Genomic DNA, 18,835 nt, shown 5'->3' on the forward strand with positions numbered 1-18,835 from the left:
TTGAATGGGTTCATGTGCAGCTCCATCAGCAAAAGGGGATGATAAGTTTATCACCACCGACTATTTGCAACAGTGCCGTTGATCGTGCTATGATCGACTGATGTCATCAGCGGTGGAGTGCAATGTCGTGCAATACGAATGGCGAAAAGCCGAGCTCATCGGTCAGCTTCTCAACCTTGGGGTTACCCCCGGCGGTGTGCTGCTGGTCCACAGCTCCTTCCGTAGCGTCCGGCCCCTCGAAGATGGGCCACTTGGACTGATCGAGGCCCTGCGTGCTGCGCTGGGTCCGGGAGGGACGCTCGTCATGCCCTCGTGGTCAGGTCTGGACGACGAGCCGTTCGATCCTGCCACGTCGCCCGTTACACCGGACCTTGGAGTTGTCTCTGACACATTCTGGCGCCTGCCAAATGTAAAGCGCAGCGCCCATCCATTTGCCTTTGCGGCAGCGGGGCCACAGGCAGAGCAGATCATCTCTGATCCATTGCCCCTGCCACCTCACTCGCCTGCAAGCCCGGTCGCCCGTGTCCATGAACTCGATGGGCAGGTACTTCTCCTCGGCGTGGGACACGATGCCAACACGACGCTGCATCTTGCCGAGTTGATGGCAAAGGTTCCCTATGGGGTGCCGAGACACTGCACCATTCTTCAGGATGGCAAGTTGGTACGCGTCGATTATCTCGAGAATGACCACTGCTGTGAGCGCTTTGCCTTGGCGGACAGGTGGCTCAAGGAGAAGAGCCTTCAGAAGGAAGGTCCAGTCGGTCATGCCTTTGCTCGGTTGATTCGCTCCCGCGACATTGTGGCGACAGCCCTGGGTCAACTGGGCCGAGATCCGTTGATCTTCCTGCATCCGCCAGAGGCGGGATGCGAAGAATGCGATGCCGCTCGCCAGTCGATTGGCTGAGCTCATGAGCGGAGAACGAGATGACGTTGGAGGGGCAAGGTCGCGCTGATTGCTGGGGCAACACGTGGAGCGGATCGGGGATTGTCTTTCTTCAGCTCGCTGATGATATGCTGACGCTCAATGCCGTTTGGCCTCCGACTAACGAAAATCCCGCATTTGGACGGCTGATCCGATTGGCACGGCGGACGGCGAATGGCGGAGCAGACGCTCGTCCGGGGGCAATGAGATATGAAAAAGCCTGAACTCACCGCGACGTCTGTCGAGAAGTTTCTGATCGAAAAGTTCGACAGCGTCTCCGACCTGATGCAGCTCTCGGAGGGCGAAGAATCTCGCGCTTTCAGCTTCGATGTAGGAGGGCGTGGATATGTCCTGCGGGTAAATAGCTGCGCCGATGGTTTCTACAAAGATCGTTATGTTTATCGGCACTTTGCATCGGCCGCGCTCCCGATTCCGGAAGTGCTTGACATTGGGGAATTCAGCGAGAGCCTGACCTATTGCATCTCCCGCCGTGCACAGGGTGTCACGTTGCAAGACCTGCCTGAAACCGAACTGCCCGCTGTTCTGCAGCCGGTCGCGGAGGCCATGGATGCGATCGCTGCGGCCGATCTTAGCCAGACGAGCGGGTTCGGCCCATTCGGACCGCAAGGAATCGGTCAATACACTACATGGCGTGATTTCATATGCGCGATTGCTGATCCCCATGTGTATCACTGGCAAACTGTGATGGACGACACCGTCAGTGCGTCCGTCGCGCAGGCTCTCGATGAGCTGATGCTTTGGGCCGAGGACTGCCCCGAAGTCCGGCACCTCGTGCACGCGGATTTCGGCTCCAACAATGTCCTGACGGACAATGGCCGCATAACAGCGGTCATTGACTGGAGCGAGGCGATGTTCGGGGATTCCCAATACGAGGTCGCCAACATCTTCTTCTGGAGGCCGTGGTTGGCTTGTATGGAGCAGCAGACGCGCTACTTCGAGCGGAGGCATCCGGAGCTTGCAGGATCGCCGCGGCTCCGGGCGTATATGCTCCGCATTGGTCTTGACCAACTCTATCAGAGCTTGGTTGACGGCAATTTCGATGATGCAGCTTGGGCGCAGGGTCGATGCGACGCAATCGTCCGATCCGGAGCCGGGACTGTCGGGCGTACACAAATCGCCCGCAGAAGCGCGGCCGTCTGGACCGATGGCTGTGTAGAAGTACTCGCCGATAGTGGAAACCGACGCCCCAGCACTCGTCCGAGGGCAAAGGAATAGAGTAGATGCCGACCGAACAAGAGCTGATTTCGAGAACGCCTCAGCCAGCAACTCGCGCGAGCCTAGCAAGGCAAATGCGAGAGAACGGCCTTACGCTTGGTGGCACAGTTCTCGTCCACAGTTCGCTAAGCTCGCTCGGCTGGGTCGCGGGAGGGCCGGTCGCAGTGATTCAGGCCCTTCTGGATTGTGTTGGTCCCCAGGGCACGATTGTCATGCCCACGCACTCGGGTGATCTGACTGATCCCGCAGATTGGAGATCGCCGCCCGTGCCTGCCGATTGGGTGCAGATCTTGCGCAACGAGATGCCGGCATACGATCCGCAAACCACACCAACTCGGAACATGGGTGCAGTGGCTGAATTGTTCCGGGCGTGTCGCAAACACTTTTGGAGGCAGCTATCACCCAGCCAAGGCCGGTATTTTCATGCTTTGTTAACCTTTTGCAGTCCGAAGAGGCGCGCAAGCAAATCATTCTGGTCATTGACGGTCCAGCCGCCTGAAAAGCCAAAGCCCTTCCGCAGCCACAGCATCGCCTCGAAACCCGCGATGGTTCGCCGCGCCGTGTTAAAGGATTGGAAACCGCCGATCTTCGGCATGTTCTTCTTCACCCGGAAATGGTCGCTCTCAATCCCCTGCTGGAGATGTTTGGTCACATAATGCACGGGATCGGGATGGAGAAGCCCATCATCAACCGACGTTTTGATCGTTGACGGGAAGGTGTTGGCCCCGTCCGTCCCAATCCTGTTCGGCGACAACAAGGGTTCATCTTTAAGCATCTTTCGGAAGAACCGCTTGGCAGCGTCGAGATCGCGCTTAGCGGTCAGCAGGAAATCCACCGGATTGCCATGCTTATCGATGGCTCGGTACAGATAGCGCCATTTGCCGCGGATCTTGACATAGGTCTCATCAATCCGGACCGAGCCGCAATGGGGTCGACGAAACTGCCGCAGCCGTTTCTCGATGACAGGTGCATAAGCCAATACCCAGCGGTTGATCGTGCTATGATCGACCTCGAAGCCCCGCTCGCGAAACATCTCTTCCAAGTCACGATAGCTGAGCGGGTAGCGCAAGTACCAGGCAACCGCCTGTACAATCAGCCAGGCCTCGAAATGCCTGCCCTTGAAATCATCCTTCGACTGGCGCTTCAGCTTTTCGGCAATGGTATTCAAAATCATCGGCTCGCTCCGCAATATCAGGAGCGGCAACTTCTCTCCCCATGGTCAACATCGAGTTAACCTGAAGAATTTGCGACAAGGCCATGCGTTCCGCTCCGGAGATGTCTGGCTTACTAGGTCCCGGCGCTATGGCGATCTGAAACACGCACTCGTTCCGGCACAATCCATCGCGGAAGGCGGTCGTCTCGCTGTGCCATTGCGGCCGGAGGAATGGCTGGCAGACCGGCAAGCTCGCCTCGACATGCGGTTGCGCGAGCTTGGCCGTGCCGCTCGCGCAGGCACGATCCCGGGCGGGTCGATTGAAAACGGCGTTCTGCATATCGAGAAACTCGAAGCCGCCGCGCCGACAGGCGCCGAAGATCTGGTGCTCGATCTCTACAAGCAGATCCCGCCCACGCGCATCACCGATCTCCTGCTGGAGGTGGATGCGGCGACCGGCTTCACCGAAGCGTTCACCCATCTGCGCACAGGAGCACCCTGCGCTGACCGGATCGGGCTAATGAACGTTATCTTGGCGGAAGGGATCAACCTCGGCTTGCGCAAAATGGCGGATGCGACAAACACCCACACCTTCTGGGAATTGATCCGCATTGGACGGTGGCATGTCGAGGGCGAAGCCTATGACCGGGCGCTGGCCATGGTGGTCGAGGCACAGGCAGCGTTACCCATGGCCCGGTTCTGGGGCATGGGCACGTCGGCTTCGAGCGACGGACAGTTCTTCGTCGCTACAGAGCAAGGTGAGGCCATGAACCTGGTCAACGCGAAATATGGCAATACCCCGGGCCTGAAAGCCTATAGCCACGTCTCCGACCAATATGCGCCGTTCGCAACCCAGGTGATTCCTGCAACGGCAAGCGAAGCGCCTTACATCCTCGATGGCCTGCTGATGAACGATGCTGGACGCCATATCCGCGAGCAGTTCACCGACACGGGCGGCTTCACCGATCACGTCTTTGCCGCATGTGCCATTCTCGGCTACCGGTTCGCTCCGCGCATCCGCGACCTGCCATCCAAACGGCTCTACGCGTTCAATCCGTCGGCCGCCCCGGCGCACCTGCGAGCGTTGATCGGCGGAAAGGTCAACCAAGCCATGATCGAGCGCAATTGGCCCGACATCCTGCGCATCGCCGCCACCATTGCTGCCGGGACCGTCGCGCCAAGCCAGATTCTGCGGAAACTCGCCTCCTATCCGCGGCAGAACGAGCTCGCGACAGCCCTGCGGGAAGTCGGTCGCGTCGAGCGCACCCTGTTCATGATCGACTGGATTCTGGATGCCGAACTCCAACGGCGTGCCCAGATCGGGCTCAACAAAGGCGAAGCTCATCATGCGCTGAAGCGGGCAATCAGCTTCCACCGCCGCGGTGAAATCCGCGACCGTTCCGCCGAAGGCCAGCATTACCGCATCGCCGGCATGAATCTGCTCGCCGCCATCATCATCTTCTGGAACACCATGAAGCTCGGCGAGGTCGTTGCAAACCAGAAACGCGATGGAAAGCTGCTATCGCCCGATCTCTTGGCCCATGTTTCGCCGCTCGGATGGGAACACATCAATCTCACCGGAGAATATCGCTGGCCAAAGCCTTAGCGTAGGATTCCGCCCCCTCCCGCAAACGACCCCATCCAGAGTTAGCTGTAGAAATGATTATGCCAGTCAAGGCTTTTGAAGAATTCTGCGCACACCATCAAGTACAGCACCTAAGTACGGATGATTTTGCAAAGATTGAATATGACCGCATGAAGTGGCGATTTGGACAGGCCGGTATTAGAGAATAAAAACTCTAGTCTTTATTAAAAAATCAGGAAGATTTATATGCAAATTGATATTAAAACATCTTCAGTTAAGCCTTTAAGAAATACTTATGCTTATATTGAAAAAAGATTTGGTGATAAACCAGCTTCACGTTATCAAGAAGCGACCTACGATATTCAGGAAGAAATTAATTTTCATTACAAACCTTTATGGCAGCCTGAATTTGATCTTTACGATAAGGGCCGTACTGTAATCCAAATGAAAGATTGGTACGTGCTTAAAGATCCTCGTCAATTTTATTATGGGGCTTATACCCAAACTCGAGCTAAACAACAAGAGATTTTAGAAAGTAATTTTACGCTTGTTGAAAAACACGATTTATTAAGAAATATTTCTGAAGAAATTCTAAACAAAGTAACGAAATTACTACTCCCACTTTATTGTAAACAAGACATTTTTATCTTTTATATTCAATGGCTTATTTTCCTGCTAATTGGTAATACCATGAAAAATACCATGCTCAGAAAAGGCTTAACAATATTTTGAAAAATTGCCTACTGAGCGCTGCCGCACAGCTCCATAGGCCGCTTTCCTGGCTTTGCTTCCAGATGTATGCTCTTCTGCTCCTGCAGCTAATGGATCACCGCAAACAGGTTACTCGCCTGGGGATTCCCTTTCGACCCGAGCATCCGTATGAGACTCATGCTCGATTATTATTATTATACTCTGTACACGACAAATTTCACAGAACCCTTATCCTATCAGGATTCTGCTTTCTTAAAATTGCCAAAATTTCCTTAAACTCTTCTTTTTTCCCAAAACCAATTAAACGCTGAATCGCCATTTGAACATAGTCTAAACCATAGCGAAATAAACTCATTGAGAGTCGTCCATGCTTCTTTATTTTTATCGCTTTTTTTTGATTATGTTGCCATTCACCCGTTAAGTAACACCAACAGAAGCTTATAGCTAACACCGCAATCAATTTTTTCACTCGTCTAGGGTCTGTCAAGCGCGTATTTTCAAGATTAAACCCGCGTCCTTTGAGACAACTGAATAAGGTTTCAATTTCCCAGCGTAATGCATAATCCTGAATAGCATTGGCATTAAACTGAGGAGAAACGACGAGTAAAAGCTCTCCATTTTCTAACTGTAGTGCACTTATATATAGTTTCACCCGACCAACCAAAATCCGTCGTTTACGACATTCAATTTGACCAACTTTAAGATGGCGAAATAAATCACTAATTTTATGATTCTTTCCTAAATGATTGGTGACAATGAAGTTTTTTTAACACGAATGCAGAAGTTGATGTCTTGTTCAATTAACCATGTAAACCACTGCTCACCGATAAACTCTCTGTCTGCGAACACATTCACAATACGGTCTTTACCAAAAATGGCTATAAAGCGTTGAATCAAAGCAATACGCTCTTTCGTATCTGAATTTCCACGTTTATTAAGCAATGTCCAAAGGATAGGTATCGCTATTCCACGATAAACGATTGCGAGCATCAGGATATTAATATTTCGTTTTCCCCATTTCCAATTGGTTCTATCTAAAGTCAGTTGCACTTGGTCGAATGAAAACATATTGAAAATCAACTGAGAAATTTGACGATAATCAAAATACTGACCTGCAAAGAAGCGCTGCATACGTCGATAAAATGATTGTGGTAAACACTTGATGGGCAAGGCTTTAGATGCAGAAGAAAGATTACATGTTTGCTTTAAAATAATCACAAGCATGATGAGCGCAAAGCACTTTAAATGTGACTTGTTCCATTTTAGAGATTTGTTTAAGATAAGATATAACTCATTGAGATGTGTCATAGTATTCGTCGTTAGAAAACAATTATTGTGACATTATTTCAATGAGTTATCTATTTTTGTCGTGTACAGAGATTATTATAGAAGCCCCCATGAATAAATCGCTCATCATTTTCGGCATCGTCAACATAACCTCGGACAGTTTCTCCGATGGAGGCCGGTATCTGGCGCCAGACGCAGCCATTGCGCAGGCGCGTAAGCTGATGGCCGAGGGGGCAGATGTGATCGACCTCGGTCCGGCATCCAGCAATCCCGACGCCGCGCCTGTTTCGTCCGACACAGAAATCGCGCGTATCGCGCCGGTGCTGGACGCGCTCAAGGCAGATGGCATTCCCGTCTCGCTCGACAGTTATCAACCCGCGACGCAAGCCTATGCCTTGTCGCGTGGTGTGGCCTATCTCAATGATATTCGCGGTTTTCCAGACGCTGCGTTCTATCCGCAATTGGCGAAATCATCTGCCAAACTCGTCGTTATGCATTCGGTGCAAGACGGGCAGGCAGATCGGCGCGAGGCACCCGCTGGCGACATCATGGATCACATTGCGGCGTTCTTTGACGCGCGCATCGCGGCGCTGACGGGTGCCGGTATCAAACGCAACCGCCTTGTCCTTGATCCCGGCATGGGGTTTTTTCTGGGGGCTGCTCCCGAAACCTCGCTCTCGGTGCTGGCGCGGTTCGATGAATTGCGGCTGCGCTTCGATTTGCCGGTGCTTCTGTCTGTTTCGCGCAAATCCTTTCTGCGCGCGCTCACAGGCCGTGGTCCGGGGGATGTCGGGGCCGCGACACTCGCTGCAGAGCTTGCCGCCGCCGCAGGTGGAGCTGACTTCATCCGCACACACGAGCCGCGCCCCTTGCGCGACGGGCTGGCGGTATTGGCGGCGCTGAAAGAAACCGCAAGAATTCGTTAACTGCACATTCGGGATATTTCTCTATATTCGCGGTTCAGCAGGCATGTCCCCTTTGAGGGCGACCCGACGACAGGATAATCGACCTTATGGTGCGCAAATATTTCGGCACAGACGGTATTCGTGGCAAAGCCAACGAAGGCGCGATGACGGCGGAAACCGCCTTGCGCGTCGGCATGGCGGCTGGCCGTGTCTTTCGTCGCGGTGACCACCGCCATCGTGTCGTGATCGGCAAGGATACGCGCCTGTCGGGCTATATGCTTGAACCCGCGCTCACAGCCGGTTTCACCTCGATGGGCATGGACGTATTCCTTTTTGGCCCGCTGCCGACAACGTATAGGAAGAATAAACGCCCTTTTCACCCAAGTCCAACAGCTTTGGACCGCAGTTGACTCTTTCGACACCCCTGCGATGCAACCCAATCCGGCTGACGGGGAGCCAGCAACGCTGAAAATTTACCCTCCTCTTTCCCACTAGCGGCTCCTTTTCCGACAACCAGCACGGCGGATCCCTGCCGCGGCGCTGTGAACGCAGCATTTTGATTGGTATCGTTGGCCTTCAGGCTCGTCAGTCAAACAGACCCAGGAGCAGCTCAGCCGGTGGCGCCCGGCTTTCGGGTAACGCCCTGGTCCCGCTGGTTTCGGCTTTGTGCTTCAGGTGATCAAGGATCTGCTTGATCACTATAGGGTCTTCAATGCAGGCGATGACTTTCATGGCGCCGCCGCAGCCGCTGCAGGTCTCGATGTCGATATTGAAAACACGCTTGAGCCGTTGCGCCCATGTCATCGACGCTCGCCGTTGTGCTGGTGTTGCCGGTTCATCAGCCACCCTGACCTTGTTGCCCCTGCCCCGTTTTGCCGGCGTGACCAACGCCCGGTGCCGACTGTTGGGTGCGAACACCCCGTGGAAGCGGGTTAGGTTGACTCTGGGCTTCGGTACCAGGGCGGCCAGCCTTGCAATGAAATCCAATGGTTCGAAAATGACGTGCGTGGTGCCGTCCCGGTACGGCGTCTTGAGCTGGTAGCGCACGTTGCCGCCTCGTGTTAACGACAGCCGCTTCTCGGATACCGCCGGGCGGCTGATGTACCGGCACAGCCGTTCGAGCTTCTTGCGTTCATCGGCCCTGGCCGCCACGCCGGCGTGCAGGCTGGACCCGGCTACCTTGCCAATCCCGTCACCGAACGGATCACCACTGGTCGGCAGAGTTTGCAAAGTGAACACCTTTCGCCCCGCCTGTGAACCGACAGCGATACGGTAAGTGATCGAGTGCCCCAGCAGGGGTGTCATCGGGTCGTCATCCACCGCATCCGAGGCCAGATAGCTGTTTTCGACATCCCGTTCCAGCAGGCCTTGCCGTTCCAGATAGCGACCCACCCGGTGGGCGATGGTGTGCGTCAGCTGGGTGAGCTCTGGGCTGGTCGGCGCCTTGACCCAGCGGAAACGCGCTGAGCCGTGGGATTGCTCGACATACACACCGTCGAGAAACAGCATGTGGAAGTGAACATTCAGATTGAGCGCCGATCCAAAACGCTGGATCAGGGTGACCGCGCCCGTCTTGGCCACTTGGTGGGTATGGCCCGCTTTCTTGACCAGGTGCGTGGCAATGACGCGGTAAACGATGCCCAGCACCCACCCCATGATCTCGGGCCGGCTGGCAAACAGGAAACGCAGCTGAAACGGGAAGCTCAACACCCACTGACGCATGGGTTGTTCAGGCAGTACTTCATCAACCAGCAAGGCGGCACTTTCGGCCATCCGCCGCGCCCCACAGCTCGGGCAGAAACCGCGACGCTTACAGCTGAAAGCGACCAGGTGCTCGGCGTGGCAAGACTCGCAGCGAACCCGTAGAAAGCCATGCTCCAGCCGCCCGCATTGGAGAAATTCTTCAAATTCCCGTTGCACATAGCCCGGCAATTCCTTTCCCTGCTCTGCCATAAGCGCAGCGAATGCCGGGTAATACTCGTCAACGATCTGATAGAGAAGGGTTTGCTCGGGTCGGTGGCTCTGGTAACGACCAGTATCCCGATCCCGGCTGGCCGTCCTGGCCGCCACATGAGGCATGTTCCGCGTCCTTGCAATACTGTGTTTACATACAGTCTATCGCTTAGCGGAAAGTTCTTTTACCCTCAGCCGAAATGCCTGCCGTTGCTAGACATTGCCAGCCAGTGCCCGTCACTCCGCGGTCTTCACTGCGTGATCGAGTTGATCGACACCCGCCGTGACACGCTCCATGAAGTGCCTGCCTGCGTCTGTTAGCCGAACGCCCCGCGCATGGCGCTCAAATAGCAGGACACCAAGGTTATCCTCCAGCGCTTTCACACGCGCGCTGACGCTCGACTGGCTGATACCAAGTGCCTTGGCCGCATGCCGAAAATTCAGATGCTCGGCGACGGCGATGAACTGAACAAGGGAAATGAGCGGTATCCTGCCAGACAGGATACCGACATTCACGAGGTTTCGATGGTTAGTGCGCCGCATCGGAGCGGGCCTGCTACCAGTCGTCGGTTAGACGACTGGCGACTTCTCGGTGGCAGCCCCACGGAGCCGAAGGAGCACCAGCCCCAACGAAACCAGTACCGCCATCGCCGTGGCGTAACAGATCACGGGCCACGCTGTGTCACCGTTTAAAAGTGCCACCGCCAATGTCCCGACAATGCTGACTATCAGGCTTTGAACGCAGAAGTAGAACGCGACCGCTGATCCCGCGATGTCGTCGAACTCTGCCAAAGCGCCGTTCGCGGTAACGGACACCGTGAAGACAATACCGACCGCGACAACCCACATCGGTAGGATGAAGGTGAGGAATGACGGCGAGCCGTAAAGTTCGCCGATCCCCAACAGGACCGCTCCGCAAACAAGCAACGCCATCCCACGCGCCACGCATCCTGCGATGCCCCATCTGGCGACAAAGGACTTCGCGAAACGGGTTGTCACGATCATTACAAGCGCGACAGTGGCGAAGGCAAAGCTGAATCCGATCTCGGAATATTCCGCTTGGCCTATGAGCACACGGGGAGCCGTCGAGAAGAAGACGAAGTAGGTGCCCATACCGGCGCTAAAGCCGACAGTGTAAACCCAAAAAGCCGGACTCGCGAAGATCGGCAAGACAGATCGGCGCGTCTTGACTTGATCCAGAGGGCGGGTTTCGTGCCACCTGAAACCCGCATTTAGGAGTGCGAGCATCGCCAGTATAGCCAAAGTAATGAATATCGCCTGCCATCCCAAGAACTCGCCGATCAATACTCCGGCGATAGGGCCGAGCGCAGGCACGAACGCCAGCATCGAACTGAAAAGGCCGTAGATGACGACACCCTCAGGACGGTTGGCATAAACGTCGCGAACCGTCGCGAACGTCGCCACCAGCATGGCCGACGCGCCCACTGCTTGAAGTAGACGGAAAGCGACAAAGGCCGGTGCAGTTGAAGACCAAGCTGCTCCCAGAGACGCAATGACGAAAGCCGTTGCGCCCGCAAGTAGAATTGGCCGTCGCCCGATTCTGTCTGAGAGCGGACCAAAAATCACCTGGCCCACGCCGAGCATCACCATATAGAGGCTCAACGTGAGTTGGATCATAGCGGGCGTCGTGTTCAGGATGCCGGGCATCGCTGGAACGACAGGGAGATAAATATCCATCGCCAGTGAAGCGAGGATGTCGAAAGGAGCCATCAGCAGCAGTGCTGCCGGCAGCGTATAGGCCCACGCGGGGCGTGTGGTGGTCATGACGAATCAACCCTCGATTAAGATTAAGGAATACCGGGCGACGTCTGCTCGTCAGCAATCAGATGAGACTAGCCTTACAGAGCGCCGCAACAACAATACTGGTTGTTGCGGCTTACTTGTCTGCTGACTTGGAATTTCCCATCTGATTACTCCACGCTTACGAATATGAATTGCTACATTTTATCCGATTATCTTTTGCTTCGCAATGCGGCATGGGCGCACTCAGCGTTCCAGCCCCCTCTGCCGCCCTAACTGCCACGACACCGACCCGCCCTGCACGATGCCCATAACCTCGCGGCCGAGTTGGCGGTCGATGATCGGCCGCCACGGGACAAGGGTGAACTCATGGGATTTCTCGACCACGGCGAACTTGCCGCTCGATAGATGCACGGTTCCGGTAAACTTGCCGCTGACGCTCTCGCCGTCCGTGGCGGCGCGGAACGGCAGGCCCTTACTCAAAGCCATATCCGATCCGACGCCGGCTACCTCGCGCTCCCGCAGGATGGCGAGAAGGTTGCGCCGGTAGAAGACGCGGCTGTCCCGGCTGCGGGTGGCGTCGCCCTGTTCGATATGGTGCTCGCGGCGCTGGTCCATGGCTTCGCGGACTTGTTGCCCGAAGCCGGTTGGCGCAAGGTCGGCCGTCTCGCCGTGGATCAGCCGCCGGTCCAGCCAGGTCGCGCCGTCCGATCCGATCTGTTTGTTCAGATCGACCGGGGAAAGGACGCGAACGCTGGCCTGACTGTCTCGGCCGGCGTCATGGGCGGCGGCACGGCTGACCAGATCATCGGGGATGCGCCATTGGTCGGCGTCGATCCACTCGACGATACCGGCCCGGCGTAGCGCCTCCAGCCGGCGCACATGGGCATCGACATAGCCCTCATAGTCGCCGCCTGGAACGCGGCACGTATAGGAAGAATAAACGCCCTTTTCACCCAAGTCCAACAGCTTTGGACCGCAGTTGACTCTTTCGACACCCCTGCGATGCAACCCAATCCGGCTGACGGGGAGCCAGCAACGCTGAAAATTTACCCTCCTCTTTCCCACTAGCGGCTCCTTTTCCGACAACCAGCACGGCGGATCCCTGCCGCGGCGCTGTGAACGCAGCATTTTGATTGGTATCGTTGGCCTTCAGGCTCGTCAGTCAAACAGACCCAGGAGCAGCTCAGCCGGTGGCGCCCGGCTTTCGGGTAACGCCCTGGTCCCGCTGGTTTCGGCTTTGTGCTTCAGGTGATCAAGGATCTGCTTGATCACTATAGGGTCTTCAATGCAGGCGATGACTTTCATGGCGCCGCCGCAGCCGCTGCAGGTCTCGATGTCGATATTGAAAACACGCTTGAGCCGTTGCGCCCATGTCATCGACGCTCGCCGTTGTGCTGGTGTTGCCGGTTCATCAGCCACCCTGACCTTGTTGCCCCTGCCCCGTTTTGCCGGCGTGACCAACGCCCGGTGCCGACTGTTGGGTGCGAACACCCCGTGGAAGCGGGTTAGGTTGACTCTGGGCTTCGGTACCAGGGCGGCCAGCCTTGCAATGAAATCCAATGGTTCGAAAATGACGTGCGTGGTGCCGTCCCGGTACGGCGTCTTGAGCTGGTAGCGCACGTTGCCGCCTCGTGTTAACGACAGCCGCTTCTCGGATACCGCCGGGCGGCTGATGTACCGGCACAGCCGTTCGAGCTTCTTGCGTTCATCGGCCCTGGCCGCCACGCCGGCGTGCAGGCTGGACCCGGCTACCTTGCCAATCCCGTCACCGAACGGATCACCACTGGTCGGCAGAGTTTGCAAAGTGAACACCTTTCGCCCCGCCTGTGAACCGACAGCGATACGGTAAGTGATCGAGTGCCCCAGCAGGGGTGTCATCGGGTCGTCATCCACCGCATCCGAGGCCAGATAGCTGTTTTCGACATCCCGTTCCAGCAGGCCTTGCCGTTCCAGATAGCGACCCACCCGGTGGGCGATGGTGTGCGTCAGCGGCACTGTTGCAAATAACCACGAATGGTAAGCTGAAGACTGTTTTAGCTAAAGGTGCAGCATATGAATCCTTTCCATGGTCGGCATTTTCAGGGCGAAATCATTCTTTGGGCTGTGCGCTGGTATTGTAAATATGGCATTAGCTATCGTGAACTGCAGGAAATGCTGGCCGAACGGGGTGTGAATGTTGATCACACGACTATTTACCGTTGGGTTCAACGTTATGCTCCTGAAATAGAAAAACGTTTACGCTGGTATTGGCGTAATCCTACAGATCTGAGCTCGTGGCATATTGATGAAACCTATGTAAAAGTGAATGGACGATGGTCTTATCTGTATCGTGCAGTCGATCAACGTGGCGATACCATTGATTTTTATCTTTCTTCTAGACGTAATACCAAATCAGCATATTGTTTTCTTGGAAAAATTTTAAATAATGTGAAGAAGTGGCAAATTCCACAAGTGATCAACACGGATAAAGCACCCACATATGGACGTGCTTTATCACGGTTAAAACGGGAAGGTAAATGTCCACCAGACCTTGAGCACAGGCAGATTAAGTATAAAAATAACGTGATTGAATGTGATCATGGCAAGCTAAAGCGGATCATCAGGGCCACATTAGGATTCAAATCTATGAAGACGGCTTATGCCACAATTAAAGGTATTGAAGTCATGCGTGCACTACGTAAAGGACAAGCATCGTCATTTTATTATGGTCAGCCTCAGGGTGAAGTGTGTCTAATCAACAGGGTTTTCGGTCTCTAAGTACTTTTTAAAGGGAACATCATCGACTCAAATCTCTATTTGCAACAGTGCCAAAAAAACCAACTTCAAGTTGGTTTTTCTTTTTTAATCATCAGTGGCGACCTTAACACCATATCCAATTAAACCTGCAAGGCTAGCATAGGCTATTTTGGCATAAATCGAACCCCACCAGACCGTAATTTTACTGGCACCAAATTCCCGAACCGTTTGCCCCATAAAATTAGTGGTTTCATAGAAATTTTTAGCAGAATAACCTAACGCAATATGATCAAGGACAGGGAATAAACTAAAAGCTAAACCTACTGCTGCTGCGGGGAAAGTAAACTCTCTTGATAGACCGAATTTTCCAGTAATAAATACAAGCGATACCACGATAATTAATCTAATGATAGTCCATAGCATCACTGTGAAAGGCAAGTTAAAGATGCCTGCTCCCTGCCACGCAAGACCGCAAACAACTAGGGGTCGTCTCAGAAAACGGAAAATAAAGCACGCTAAGCCGGTTGCAGAGGCCGTAGCGGCCTGAACTTCCCCGCGCCGATCTTGGCGCTGCTGCGCCATAGGTAATCACCGGTCAGGTTGATGTGCTCCCAGCCGAGTGGCGACAGGTACTGCAATAGCGAGTCATCGACGGCATGACCATTGCCGCGCAACGCATGCGCCGCACGCTCCAGGTAGACCGTGTTCCACAGCACGATGGCCGCCGTCACCAGGTTGAGGCCGCTGGCCCGGTAGCGCTGCTGCTCGAAACTGCGGTCACGGATTTCACCAAGGCGGTTGAAGAACACGGCACGGGCCAGCGCATTGCGCGCCTCGCCCTTGTTCAGCCCGGCATGCACGCGGCGGCGTAGCTCGACGCTTTGCAGCCAGTCGAGGATGAACAGCGTGCGCTCGATGCGGCCCAACTCGCGCAGCGCGACGGCCAAGCCGTTCTGGCGCGGGTAGCTGCCGAGTTTCCTGAGCATCAGCGAGGCCGTCACCGTGCCCTGCTTGATCGAGGTGGCCAGCCGCAGGATTTCGTCCCAATGGGCGCGGACGTGCTTGATGTTGAGCGTGCCGCCGATCATCGGCTTGAGCGCGTCATAGGCGGCATCGCCCTTCGGGATGTAGAGCTTGGTGTCGCCCAGGTCGCGGATGCGCGGCGCGAAGCGGAAGCCCAAGAGGTGCATCAGGGCGAAGACGTGATCGGTGAAGCCCGCCGTGTCGGTGTAGTGCTCCTCGATCCGCAGGTCGGATTCGTGGTACAGCAGGCCGTCGAGCACGTAGGTTGAGTCGCGCAGGCCGACATTGACCACCTTGGTGTGGAATGGCGCGTATTGGTCGGAGATGTGGGTGTAGAAAGTCCGTCCTGGGCTGCTGCCATATTTTGGGTTGATGTGCCCCGTGCTCTTTGCCTTGCTAGCGGTTCGGAAATTCTGTCCGTCCGATGATGATGTGGTGCCATCGCCCCAGTGCCCGGCAAAGGGATGCCGAAACTGAGCGTTGACCAGTTCAGCCAACGCTGTCGAGTACGTTTCGTCGCGGGTATGCCAGGCTTGCAGCCAAGCGAGCTTCGCGTAGGTCGTGCCGGGGCAGGACTCGGCCATCTTGGTCAGGCCCAGGTTGATCGCGTCGGCCAGGATCGTGGTCAACAACAGGTTCTTGTCCTTGGCCAGATCGCCCGATTTCAAGTGCGTGAAGTGCCGGGTGAAGCCCGTCCACTCATCGACTTCGAGCAGCAGTTCGGTGATCTTGACGTGCGGCAGGACCATGGCTGTCTGGTCTATCAGCGCCTGCGCGGTGTCGGGCACCGCCGCATCCAGCGGCGTGATCTTCAAGCCCGACTCGGTGATGATGGCATCCGGCAGGTCGTTGGCTGCCGCCATGCGGTTGACGGTGGCAAGTTGTGCTTCCAGCAGCGTCAGCCGCTCATGCAGATATTGTTCGCAGTCGGTGGCCACGGCCAGCGGCAATTCGCTGGACTGCTTGAGGCTGGTGAACTTCTCGGGCGGTACCAGGTAGTCCTCGAAGTCCTTGAACTGGCGTGAACCCTGCACCCAGATGTCGCCCGAGCGCAGGGAGTTCTTCAACTCGGACAGCGCGCACAGTTCGTAGTAGCGCCGGTCGATGCCGGCGTCGGTCATCACCAGTTTCTGCCAGCGCGGCTTGATGAAGCCGGTCGGTGCATCGGCTGGCAGCTTGCGGGCGTTGTCGGTGTTCATGCCGCGCAGCACCTCAATGGCATCAAGCACGTTTTTGGCGGCGGGCGCGGCCCGCAGCTTGAGCACGGCAAGGAATTCCGGTGCATAGCGGCGCAGGGTGGCGTAGCTCTCGCCGATGCGATGCAGGAAATCGAAGTCATCGGGTTGCGCGAGCTTCTGCGCCTCGGTGACGCTCTCGGCAAAGGAATCCCAGGACATGACGGCCTCGATGGCGGCAAACGCATCGCGGCCTGATTGCTTGGCGTCGATCAGCGCCTGACCGATGCGCCCGTACAGACGTACCTTGGCGTTGATGGCCTTGCCTGACGCCTGGAACTGCTGCTGATGCTTATTCTTGGCAGCGTTAAACAGCTTACCCAGGATGCGGTCGTGCAGGTCGATGATTTCGTCGGTGACGGTGGCCAGCGCCACGAGAGTGGCGTAGCGCCGTTGCGGCTCGAATTTGGCCAGGTCGGCGGGTGTCATCTGGCCGCCCTCGCGGGCAATCTTGAGCAGGCGGTTCTGGTGAACCAGCCGCTCGATGCCGGTAGGCAGATCGAGTGCCTGCCATGCCTTGAGGCGTTCGATGTGTTCCAGCATATGCCGCGAATTTGGCTTGGCCGGAGACTGGCGCAACCAAGCCAACCAGGTCGTCTTGCCGTTGTCCCGGCGCTTGAGCAGATCGTCGAGGCGGCGGCGATGCGCGTCCGCCAGTGGTTCGGCCAAGGCGTCGTAGATGCGCCGGTTAGCACGGGTGATCGCCTCGGCACTCGCCCGCTCGACGGCGTTGAGGGCGGGCAGAATGACCGACTGCCGCCGCAGGTGCCCGATCAAGGCGCTGGCCAGCACGATGCCTTTGTCGGTTTGCATCGCCAGCTCGGTCAGCATCTGGACGGCCTGCCGGTAATGGCTCATGGTGAAGGGCCGGAAACCGAACACGGTTTGCAGCTCGCTCAGGTGCTCGCGCCGGGTCTGCTCCCGCTGGCCGTACTCGTTCCAGCTTTCGACGCCGACCTTGAGCTGGTCGGCGACCAGCTTCAACAAGGGCGGGAACGGTAGTTCATCGACGCCCAGGATGACGCCGGGAAAGCGCAGGTAACAGAGCTGCACCGCGAAGCCCAGCCGATTGGCTGGCCCGCGCCGCTGTCGGATGATCGAGAGGTCGGTATCGTTGAATGTGTAATGTCGGATCAGGTCGTCCTTGGAGTCCGGCAACGCCAGCAGGCTTTCCCGCTCGGCGGCGGACAGGATGGAACGACGTGGCATATTTACTGATCCGTTCTCAAGTATTGATACAGGGTTTCGCGACTGATTCCGAATTCACGAGCAAGCTTGGTCTTTTGCTCGCCAGCCTCGACACGTTGGCGCAGTTCGGCAATACGCTCAGACGACAGGGATTTCTTCCTGCCACGGTAAGCCCCGCGTTGCTTGGCGAGCGCAATACCCTCGCGCTGACGCTCGCGGATCAGGGCGCGCTCGAACTCGGCGAACGCGCCCATCACCGAGAGCATCAGGTTCGCCATCGGAGAGTCTTCGCCAGTAAAACTGAGGTGTTCCTTGACGAATTCGATATGCACGCCGCGTTGTGTCAGCGTTTGCACGATCCGGCGCAAATCATCGAGATTGCGCGCCAGGCGATCCATGCTATGCACCACCACGGTGTCGCCGGTGCGGGCGAAGCTTATCAGCGCTTCCAGTTGCGGACGCTTGACATCCTTGCCGGATGCCTTGTCGCTAAAAGCGCGATCAACCTTGACGCCTTCCAGTTGCCGTTCCGGGTTCTGGTCGAAGGTGCTGACCCTGATATACCCAATGCGCTGTCCAGTCATGGAATTCCCTGCAAAATGTCAGGGAAGACTCTATGACCTTCAACGAGATATGTCAATAAATTCAAAATTCAATCCTATCCTGACGCAATTTACACATGGCATCTGACATCAGGTTAGGGTATGCCTCAACCTGACGGCGGCGAATCACAAGCGTCCGGTTTGACGCTGGTTTCGGTCGCAGTGCTGGCCCGCGCCTGGAAGCGCTGATAGCACTCCAGCCCGCAGAAATGCTCCACGTACTCGGCCCCTTCCGGTGTGAAGGCGGCATCGAGCGGGATTTCCTTGCAGCACACGCAGCAACTGGTGCTCGGTTCATTGGCGTTCATGGTGGTGTTCCTCCATTGGTTGACGAAGCCGACGAAGGCCGCCGCCGGCATCGGCCTGGCGAACAGGAAACCCTGCACCGTGTCGCAACCCGCCTGCCGCAACCACGCAAGGCAGTCGGGTGTTTCCACACCCTCGGCTACCACCTCCATTGTCGTTTTCAGAAGACGGCTGCACTGAACGTCAGAAGCCGACTGCACTATAGCAGCGGAGGGGTTGGATCCATCAG

The 18,835-nt window shown here is 56.2% G+C and carries 17 protein-coding genes and 4 pseudogenes; 9 read left to right on the plus strand and 12 right to left on the minus strand.

Features of this window, described 5'->3' with window-relative positions; all coding sequences use genetic code 11:
• Positions 1 to 127: 127 nt before the first annotated feature.
• From aac(3)-IVa to ABN212_RS18930, 3 genes and pseudogenes are all read left to right on the plus strand, one after another.
• A complete protein-coding gene (aac(3)-IVa, locus tag ABN212_RS18065; RefSeq protein ID WP_001199192.1) occupies positions 128 to 904 on the plus strand; it encodes an aminoglycoside N-acetyltransferase AAC(3)-IVa in 777 nt (258 codons plus the stop codon).
• Positions 905 to 1,132: 228 nt separating this feature from the next.
• Positions 1,133 to 2,158 (plus strand): aminoglycoside O-phosphotransferase APH(4)-Ia, encoded by a 1,026-nt coding sequence (gene aph(4)-Ia / locus ABN212_RS18070; protein ID WP_000742814.1) that lies wholly within the window; start codon positions 1,133 to 1,135, stop codon positions 2,156 to 2,158.
• 74 nt (positions 2,159 to 2,232) lie between these two features.
• Positions 2,233 to 2,517: pseudogene (locus ABN212_RS18930) on the plus strand (AAC(3) family N-acetyltransferase); the annotation flags it as partial.
• 62 nt (positions 2,518 to 2,579) lie between these two features.
• On the opposite strand, the gene ABN212_RS18075 reads toward ABN212_RS18930, so the two are convergent.
• Positions 2,580 to 3,332: an IS6 family transposase gene (locus ABN212_RS18075; RefSeq protein ID WP_000602738.1), complete on the minus strand. Its 753-nt coding sequence runs from the start codon at positions 3,330 to 3,332 to the stop codon at positions 2,580 to 2,582.
• 85 nt (positions 3,333 to 3,417) lie between these two features.
• On the opposite strand from ABN212_RS18075, the pseudogene ABN212_RS18080 reads away from it, so the two are divergent.
• The 3 genes and pseudogenes from ABN212_RS18080 to ABN212_RS18090 all read left to right on the plus strand — a co-directional run.
• Positions 3,418 to 4,917, plus strand: a pseudogene (locus tag ABN212_RS18080) (Tn3 family transposase); the annotation flags it as partial.
• A 59-nt stretch (positions 4,918 to 4,976) separates the two neighbouring features.
• Positions 4,977 to 5,105 carry a hypothetical protein gene (locus ABN212_RS18085; RefSeq protein WP_032073144.1) on the plus strand — a complete coding sequence of 43 codons (129 nt, stop codon included), beginning with the start codon at positions 4,977 to 4,979 and terminating at the stop codon, positions 5,103 to 5,105.
• 37 nt (positions 5,106 to 5,142) lie between these two features.
• Positions 5,143 to 5,628 carry a hypothetical protein gene (locus ABN212_RS18090; protein ID WP_006581703.1) on the plus strand — a complete coding sequence of 162 codons (486 nt, stop codon included), beginning with the start codon at positions 5,143 to 5,145 and terminating at the stop codon, positions 5,626 to 5,628.
• A gap of 196 nt (positions 5,629 to 5,824) precedes the next feature.
• Here the strand turns inward: ABN212_RS18090 and ABN212_RS18095 are convergent.
• A protein-coding gene (locus ABN212_RS18095; protein WP_085940648.1) for an IS4-like element ISAba1 family transposase occupies positions 5,825 to 6,915 on the minus strand; the annotation gives its coding sequence in 2 pieces (ribosomal slippage) (positions 5,825 to 6,375 and positions 6,375 to 6,915; 1,092 coding nt in all).
• Between the two features lie 89 nt (positions 6,916 to 7,004).
• Between ABN212_RS18095 and sul2 the strand changes: the two genes are divergently transcribed.
• Positions 7,005 to 7,820: a sulfonamide-resistant dihydropteroate synthase Sul2 gene (sul2, locus tag ABN212_RS18100; protein ID WP_001043260.1), complete on the plus strand. Its 816-nt coding sequence runs from the start codon at positions 7,005 to 7,007 to the stop codon at positions 7,818 to 7,820.
• 86 nt (positions 7,821 to 7,906) lie between these two features.
• Positions 7,907 to 8,209 carry a phosphoglucosamine mutase gene (locus ABN212_RS18105; protein ID WP_000251875.1) on the plus strand — a complete coding sequence of 101 codons (303 nt, stop codon included), beginning with the start codon at positions 7,907 to 7,909 and terminating at the stop codon, positions 8,207 to 8,209.
• A gap of 175 nt (positions 8,210 to 8,384) precedes the next feature.
• Here ABN212_RS18105 and ABN212_RS18110 read toward each other — a convergent pair whose 3' ends face one another.
• From ABN212_RS18110 to ABN212_RS18130, 5 genes and pseudogenes are all read right to left on the minus strand, one after another.
• The gene (locus tag ABN212_RS18110) at positions 8,385 to 9,878 is read right to left on the minus strand and encodes an IS91-like element ISCR2 family transposase (RefSeq protein ID WP_001120888.1); all 1,494 of its coding nucleotides are present in this window, start codon (positions 9,876 to 9,878) and stop codon (positions 8,385 to 8,387) included.
• 111 nt (positions 9,879 to 9,989) lie between these two features.
• Positions 9,990 to 10,295 carry a LysR family transcriptional regulator gene (locus tag ABN212_RS18115; protein WP_001255015.1) on the minus strand — a complete coding sequence of 102 codons (306 nt, stop codon included), beginning with the start codon at positions 10,293 to 10,295 and terminating at the stop codon, positions 9,990 to 9,992.
• A 27-nt stretch (positions 10,296 to 10,322) separates the two neighbouring features.
• On the minus strand, positions 10,323 to 11,537 hold the full coding sequence (gene floR / locus ABN212_RS18120) for a chloramphenicol/florfenicol efflux MFS transporter FloR (protein WP_000214122.1): 1,215 nt from the start codon (positions 11,535 to 11,537) through the stop codon (positions 10,323 to 10,325).
• Between the two features lie 222 nt (positions 11,538 to 11,759).
• Entirely contained in the window at positions 11,760 to 12,644 is an 885-nt protein-coding gene (locus ABN212_RS18125) for a DUF3363 domain-containing protein (RefSeq protein WP_349443534.1), read from the minus strand.
• A gap of 30 nt (positions 12,645 to 12,674) precedes the next feature.
• Positions 12,675 to 13,505, minus strand: a pseudogene (locus ABN212_RS18130) (IS91-like element ISCR2 family transposase); the annotation flags it as partial.
• A 63-nt stretch (positions 13,506 to 13,568) separates the two neighbouring features.
• On the opposite strand from ABN212_RS18130, the gene ABN212_RS18135 reads away from it, so the two are divergent.
• Complete coding sequence (locus tag ABN212_RS18135; protein WP_001067784.1) at positions 13,569 to 14,273, plus strand: IS6-like element IS1006 family transposase; 705 nt, start codon at positions 13,569 to 13,571, stop codon at positions 14,271 to 14,273.
• Between the two features lie 84 nt (positions 14,274 to 14,357).
• Here ABN212_RS18135 and ABN212_RS18140 read toward each other — a convergent pair whose 3' ends face one another.
• From ABN212_RS18140 to ABN212_RS18940, 5 genes and pseudogenes are all read right to left on the minus strand, one after another.
• Positions 14,358 to 14,834 (minus strand): hypothetical protein, encoded by a 477-nt coding sequence (locus tag ABN212_RS18140; RefSeq protein ID WP_223171565.1) that lies wholly within the window; start codon positions 14,832 to 14,834, stop codon positions 14,358 to 14,360.
• Positions 14,768 to 17,719 carry a Tn3-like element TnAs3 family transposase gene (locus ABN212_RS18145; RefSeq protein ID WP_015344976.1) on the minus strand — a complete coding sequence of 984 codons (2,952 nt, stop codon included), beginning with the start codon at positions 17,717 to 17,719 and terminating at the stop codon, positions 14,768 to 14,770. Before ABN212_RS18145 ends, ABN212_RS18140 begins: the two co-directional genes overlap by 67 nt.
• Positions 17,720 to 17,721: 2 nt before the next feature.
• Positions 17,722 to 18,282: a recombinase family protein gene (locus ABN212_RS18150; RefSeq protein WP_000147567.1), complete on the minus strand. Its 561-nt coding sequence runs from the start codon at positions 18,280 to 18,282 to the stop codon at positions 17,722 to 17,724.
• 125 nt (positions 18,283 to 18,407) lie between these two features.
• A complete protein-coding gene (locus tag ABN212_RS18935; RefSeq protein ID WP_000993264.1) occupies positions 18,408 to 18,608 on the minus strand; it encodes a DUF3330 domain-containing protein in 201 nt (66 codons plus the stop codon).
• Between the two features lie 99 nt (positions 18,609 to 18,707).
• Positions 18,708 to 18,758 (minus strand): annotated as a pseudogene (locus ABN212_RS18940) (hypothetical protein); the annotation flags it as partial.
• Positions 18,759 to 18,835 lie beyond the last annotated feature (77 nt).

It is taken from the genome of Proteus genomosp. 6 (assembly GCF_040139785.1).
GTDB lineage: Bacteria > Pseudomonadota > Gammaproteobacteria > Enterobacterales > Enterobacteriaceae > Proteus.

Coding starts and splice junctions, on each gene's coding strand:
- ABN212_RS18075 (WP_000602738.1), bottom strand. CDS start 3,332: ATGATTTTGAATACCATTGCCGAAAAGCTGAAGCGCCAGTCGAAGGAT.
- ABN212_RS18085 (WP_032073144.1), top strand. CDS start 4,977: ATGCCAGTCAAGGCTTTTGAAGAATTCTGCGCACACCATCAAGTACAG.
- ABN212_RS18090 (WP_006581703.1), top strand. CDS start 5,143: ATGCAAATTGATATTAAAACATCTTCAGTTAAGCCTTTAAGAAATACT.
- sul2 (WP_001043260.1), top strand. CDS start 7,005: ATGAATAAATCGCTCATCATTTTCGGCATCGTCAACATAACCTCGGAC.
- ABN212_RS18105 (WP_000251875.1), top strand. CDS start 7,907: ATGGTGCGCAAATATTTCGGCACAGACGGTATTCGTGGCAAAGCCAAC.
- ABN212_RS18110 (WP_001120888.1), bottom strand. CDS start 9,878: ATGCCTCATGTGGCGGCCAGGACGGCCAGCCGGGATCGGGATACTGGT.
- ABN212_RS18115 (WP_001255015.1), bottom strand. CDS start 10,295: ATGCGGCGCACTAACCATCGAAACCTCGTGAATGTCGGTATCCTGTCT.
- floR (WP_000214122.1), bottom strand. CDS start 11,537: ATGACCACCACACGCCCCGCGTGGGCCTATACGCTGCCGGCAGCACTG.
- ABN212_RS18125 (WP_349443534.1), bottom strand. CDS start 12,644: ATGCTGCGTTCACAGCGCCGCGGCAGGGATCCGCCGTGCTGGTTGTCG.
- ABN212_RS18135 (WP_001067784.1), top strand. CDS start 13,569: ATGAATCCTTTCCATGGTCGGCATTTTCAGGGCGAAATCATTCTTTGG.
- ABN212_RS18140 (WP_223171565.1), bottom strand. CDS start 14,834: ATGGCGCAGCAGCGCCAAGATCGGCGCGGGGAAGTTCAGGCCGCTACG.
- ABN212_RS18145 (WP_015344976.1), bottom strand. CDS start 17,719: ATGCCACGTCGTTCCATCCTGTCCGCCGCCGAGCGGGAAAGCCTGCTG.
- ABN212_RS18150 (WP_000147567.1), bottom strand. CDS start 18,282: ATGACTGGACAGCGCATTGGGTATATCAGGGTCAGCACCTTCGACCAG.
- ABN212_RS18935 (WP_000993264.1), bottom strand. CDS start 18,608: ATGAACGCCAATGAACCGAGCACCAGTTGCTGCGTGTGCTGCAAGGAA.